This window comes from Anaerolineae bacterium (assembly GCA_014360855.1).
In the GTDB taxonomy this organism is placed as follows: Bacteria; Chloroflexota; Anaerolineae; order JACIWP01; family JACIWP01; genus JACIWP01.
This window is the reverse complement of sequence record JACIWP010000196.1, coordinates 1-5,798: the sequence shown is the minus strand read 5'-3', so window position 1 is coordinate 5,798 and position 5,798 is coordinate 1. Positions and strand designations below refer to the sequence as shown.

General features: G+C 66.6%; 1 protein-coding gene. It reads right to left on the bottom strand.

Features of this window, described 5'->3' with window-relative positions:
- On the bottom strand, positions 1 to 5,798 hold a 5,798-nt coding region (locus tag H5T60_10670), incomplete at both ends, for a DUF11 domain-containing protein (protein MBC7242894.1).

Sequence of the window (5,798 nt, the reverse complement as noted above, 5' to 3'; positions counted from 1 at the left end):
CGCGACCGAGGTGTCGCCCGGGGAATTGCCGCTCAGCACCGTCGAGGGCGCGGTGCTGGTGACCGCCACACTGCCCATCACCAGCGCGGTGTTGCTGTCTGGCGTGTCGGTGAAGCGCACATTGGTCGCCGGCGCCGTGCCCCAGTTGACGATGCGCACGGTATACCGCAGGGTATCGCCCGGGCTGACGAAGCCGTCGCCGTTGGCGTCCACCTGCAGGCTGTCCACTTTGGAGGCGTAGAGATACGGGACGCGCACCTGCGCATCATCCAGGTCGTCCGGATCGGTATCCGCCGGCACATGCGCGCTGTTGTCCGGCGGGATGGGCGCGCCGGTCTCATCCTGACCCGTAGCGCGGGCCACATTGATGCCCTCGCCGAAGCCCGGTTGATCCGGCGCAAGAGCCTGCAGACGCAGGGTCAGGGAGGCGCCGCCGGCCAGCGTGGCATCCAGCAGGTAGCTCAGCGTGCGCTGATCCGCGCCCACGATGGGATCGGCGATGGGCGTCCCGTTCAGCCGGCTGCTGCCGGCGATGTACTGATAGCCGGCCGGCAGGGTATCGGTCACATGGACGTGCTGGGCCATCCCGCTCCCCACGTTGGTGACCGTCACGGTGAAGGTCACCGGCGCGCCGGCGGCCACGATGGCCGGCTGGGCGCTCTTGTCCACCACCAGCGCCGGCATCTCCAGGGTCACCGGCACATTCGGCGCCAGCTCCTCATGTGCCGCCCCCTGGCCATCGGTCCAGCGCACGCCGGCGCGGTTCTGTTTCACGTCACCATCGCGATTCGCCGGCGTGTCCGCCACGCGGGCCTGGAAGGTGATGACGATGGGCTGGCCCGGCGGCGGGTTCACCACGGTGCCGAAGTTCCAGACCACCGTCACCGGCGCGGTGCCGTCGTTGGGCGAGGAGACCGATTCCGCCGGCGAGATCGCCGGCCCGCTGATATGCCGGCTGGAGGGCAGGTACACCAGCCCGGCATCCAGCGTATCGGTCACCACCACATCCCGCACCGTGCCGGCCGGCAGGGTCACCGTGATGCGATACGGCACCATCTGTCCAATGGTGTAGGCGGCATCCAGGCTGTCCAGCGCCTTGGCAATGCCGAGGACACCGGGCGTGCTGACCTGAGCATCATCGGTGTCCGCCGTCCAGCCGTTCTCCTGTGGGCTGTCCACATAGCGGCGCTCGTACAGCGTGTCGCCGGCCTGCGAGGTCCAGTCCACGTCGGCCACGTTGACATAGATGGCGTTGGGTTCCACGTTGGTGGCCAGCGTGGCGGTGTACACATAGGTCTGCACGCCGCCCACGGGTATCTCGCTGACCAGCGTCCAGGTGATCACCCCGCCGGCGCCCGTATGCGGCGAACCGGACAGCACGCTGTAAGTGGCCGGCGCAGGAGACGCGCTTCCACCGCTCGGCAGGACCTGCACGCCGGCCGGGATGCTGTCGGTCAGCGCCACATCATAGGCCGGCCAGTTCCCCACGTTCGTCACCGTCAAGGTATAGGTGATGACCTCGCCGGCGCGGCCGCTGACGGGGCTCACCCGCTTGTCCAGTTGCAGCAGGGGCTGACGGATAAGCGCCGTCGGGATATTGGAGGTCAGGGAGCGGCCAGTGACGCCATCGCTCCAGGTCAACTGGAACTGATCCAGCGTCTGGTCGCCGGCGTTGGGCAGGAACCACAGCCAATCCACCCCATTATCCGCCAATCCCATGACCCGCGCGCCGATCTGCACCTCGAACACATACGGCACCGTCGAACCGCTGTTGTCCACCGTGCCCAACGGGAAGGTGATATAGCGGCCGGAGCCCGTGTTCGCGCCGCCGGACGGCCCGCTGAAGGCCGCCGGCACCGCCGGCGTCCCGGAGATATCCACGATCTGCCGCGTCTCCGTGATAAAGTCCACCCCATTGGTCCACTGCGTGTCGGTAATGACCGGGGAATAGAGCACCAGGCCGGCCGGCACCGTCACCCGCAGGGACTCCGTGATGACATCGCCCACCGTTACCGGCGAGGGGGCGAGGAGTTTCCCCACCGTCGGCATCGCCGTGGAGACCGTGGTCCCGTCGGTCAACGGACCGTAGCGGCGTTCGCCCGGCACCTCGCCGGCCAGCGACGAATAGGTCGCCGTCACCAGGTTGCTCAGGCTGACCCCCGCGCCGGCCCCGTTGATGCGGGCCGTATAGGTCAGCACACGCGGGTTGTCCGGCGGCGCCGGCAGGGTATTGGTGATGGCCGGGATGCTCCACACAATGGTGCGGCCGCCGTCCTGCAGGCTTCCGCCGGCATAGACCTGGGTCACGCTGATGCCGGCTGGCACGCTGTCGGTCACCAGCACATCGTAGGCCGGGCTGGAGCCGGCGTTGGTCAGGGTGATGGTGTAGGTCAGCACCGCCGAGCCGTCCAACCCGCTCAAACTGCCGGTGGAGGACTGCACTCCTTTGTGGATGCTCAGCAAGGGCTCGCCCACCGTGGTGGTCACCGCGTTGCTGGTAGTGACAGGAGCGCTGGCATGGACCATGGAGGCGACATCCGGGATCGTGTCGCCGGCCTTGCCCCCCAGCGTATCGCGGAGCCGCGCCGTGATGGTGATGAATGCCAGGGTATCATGAGGGATGCTGGTGAAAGTGCCGGTGACAACTTGACCTGTCCAGCCCGACAGCGCGCCCGTGCCGCCGCTGGCCGTCACATTCTCAATGCTCAGCCGGCCATCCACCGTGTCCGTCACAAGGACGGAATACAATGTGGCGCTGATGGGGACATCCGGCACCCGCAGGGTATACGTGATGAGCGAACCCAGGGTCGCCGTGGGAGGCGGCCCGAACTCCACCAGCTTGGCGATGCCGCCGTTCGGCGTGCGCACGGCCGCCGAGTGGCTCCCACCGCTGTAGGCGCGCTGGATGCCCACCGGGCCGTCGTTCTGCTGGCCGTCATACCCGAGCGACGCCTGGTCGGAGAGGGTGATATTCCCGGTGATATCGTCGGACACCTGCAGGGTGACCAGCAGGTTCAGGCCGTTGTGATCCAGCGGGTTGTACGGCACCGTGGGCGTGAGGTGATTGATGCGCCATATCAGGGTGCCGGCCGCGCCGGGGATGGGCGCCGGCTCCGCCGTAATTACCGCGGAGGGGTCCTCGCTTTGCACGGTGTAGGTCAGTAGGCTCATGCCGGCGGGTATGATGTCGCTGACCACCAGGTCATAGGCCGGCAGTGAAGACTGGTTGGAGATGGCCAGCGTATACGTGATAAGGTCGCCAGCCCCCACCACACAACCGTCTCCGCCGTACAGCGTCACCACAACGTCGTCGAACTGGGTCAGCGATTGATAATCGGACAGCAGGCCAATACGGCCGCGCGCATGGGTGGTGCTGGTCGCGGAAAGCACCAGACTGCCGTCCACGAACACCTGGATCTGGGAGCCCTGCACGCGCATCTCCACGTGGTACCAGCGGCCGGGGGTGAAGCCGCCGGCGCGCGACGCCAGCAGGGCATCCGGGTTGCGCTGACGCAGTTCCATCCGGGTAGTGGTCCAGCGGAAGACATAGCCTGTATCGGTGGTACCGCTGCTGTTCTGCCGCACATACCCGCCCATCGCCCCGCTGGAGGAGGTGGTGCGCATCAGGAAGCTAAAGCTGTAGTCCTGCCAGTTGGCATCGCCGGCGAAGGCGCGCCGATAGGAACCATAATAGGTGTTCTGATAGATGCCACTGCTGTTCGGCGCCCACGTGCCCACTTCCGACCAGCCGGCGTCGCTCAAGTTGTTGAAGTTGTACTGGAAGCGGGTCGCGCTGCAACCTGGTATCCCGTAGGTCTTGGCCAGGTGCAGGAGCGGCTCCGTCACGTCGATGCCGGCCGTATCGGTGTAGATGTATGTCTGGCCGGCGTCCACATAGCTCAGGCGCAGGGTGTTCGTCAGCCGGCTGTCCTGCACATTGGAGCTGACGTCCCGGAGCACGACGGTGACCTGGCCGTCCACGCGCGCCGAACCGGGCAGAGCGCCCAAATCCCAGATGATACTGCCGGATTGGAGATAGGCCGGCGCACTGCTAGGCGTGGCGGAAGTGACCGTAGTGCCGCCGGCGTCGATATCATAGGTATATGTGATCAGCGAGGAGACATAGCCCAGGCCAGCCGGTAGGGTGTCCGTTAACCGCACCGATTGATACAAGGTATCCTCATCCGGCAGGGAGACGGTGAAGGTAAAGGTACGCAGGTCGCCAATGGTGCCCGACTGCAGGGCCGGCCCCTTGTCAAACCCCTGCATCAGGGTCACCCAGGCCTGCTGGGAGGCGGAGCTGGCCAGACAGCCGCTGTCGCAACTGGCGGTAGCGGTGACCAGGTTATCGTTGTCGCCGGCGCTGGCCACTGTAGCGGTGATGACCGCCCGCCAGGAGGCAGAAGGCGCCAGGTCCGCCGGCCGCCATACGGCCTGATTGCCGGCCACCGTCGGCAGGGCCCCATCCGAACCCGGCCCAAACTGGAGATTCTGGAAGGTCGTGGCCACCGTATCGGTCACCACCAGGTTTTCCGCCGGCGCGCTGCCGACGTTGGTCACAAAAATGGTCCAGGTGATGACCTGCCCGATGCCGGCCGTCTGGGTAGATGGTATCTTGTTCACCTGCAGGGACGGCTGGCCGATCGTCGTGTCGGTCTGGGCGGAGGTGCTGAAGGGATTGCCACAACTGTCCTCGTATGCCAGGGCCGTCGTAATGGGGCCGCTCTGCGGCAGGGCACACCCGCCGGCGCTCGCGGCATTGCGCACCTCAAAGGTGATGACGGTCGGGCCGGAGGGCAGGGTATCCCAGCGCCAGACCGCTGGATTGTCGCCGCCGGCGGGATAGCTCGTGGGCGCGGTGGTAGCGCCCAGCGTGCCGCTGTACACCAGCCCGCTCATCAGCGTCTCGGAGAGCACCACGTTGTGTGCCGGCGGCCCCTGGTTATCCAGAGTGAGCACGATCACGCCGCCGCACTCGGAGAGCGTCGTCGGGGTGTGCCCGCTGATGCGCAGTTGCGGTTGGGTGCGGAGGACCGCCGTGGTGGCAACCGCGCCGGCCGCGCATCCATCAACCGCACAACCGTAGGTCACGCGGGAGGCATTGAGCGTATCCACGCCACAGCTATCCGGGTTGACCGTGCCGCGCATGTAGAAGTATGCGGACTGGCCGGCCGGCAGGGGATCCACCTCCCATCCGCCGGCAGTGGGCGTAATGCCCACCGTAGCGGTCAGCGCGCCAGAAGGCGTGAAGTTGGCCGGCCAGGTATCGGTCAGGAACAAGTTCTCGGCGGTGGACCCCTGCGGGCCATTGGTCAGCCGGATGCGCCATTCCACCTGATCGCCAGGCTCGGCATCCAGCCGGCTGGCAAAGCCGGTGCCCTTCGTAATATTGCGCCCTTCCTTGGTCAGGGAGAGCGCCGGCACCTGCACCAGCATGGTCAGGCCGGCCTCATTGGAGGTCAGCAAGCGCCCGCACGGCTCCGTGGCCGTGGCCACCCCGCGCACCTGGTTGGCGGCGGCCGCGTTGCAGGAAGCGGCTACCTTGAAAGTGATGACGATCGTGTCCTCCGCCGGCACCTCATCCAGCAGATCCGCCAACCCGGCCTGGGCATAGCTCCAGGTGAGGACGGTGTTGCCGCCGACATTCCCGACCACAGGCTCCACATACCGCACCACCGGCGAGCCGGCCTTCGGCGTATACGTGATGACCGTGGAGCCGGCGACATAGGTCAGGTTCTCCAGCGTCTCAGTAATCACCACCTCCCGCAGGGTCGGATAAAGGGAGGTGTTCTTCACCG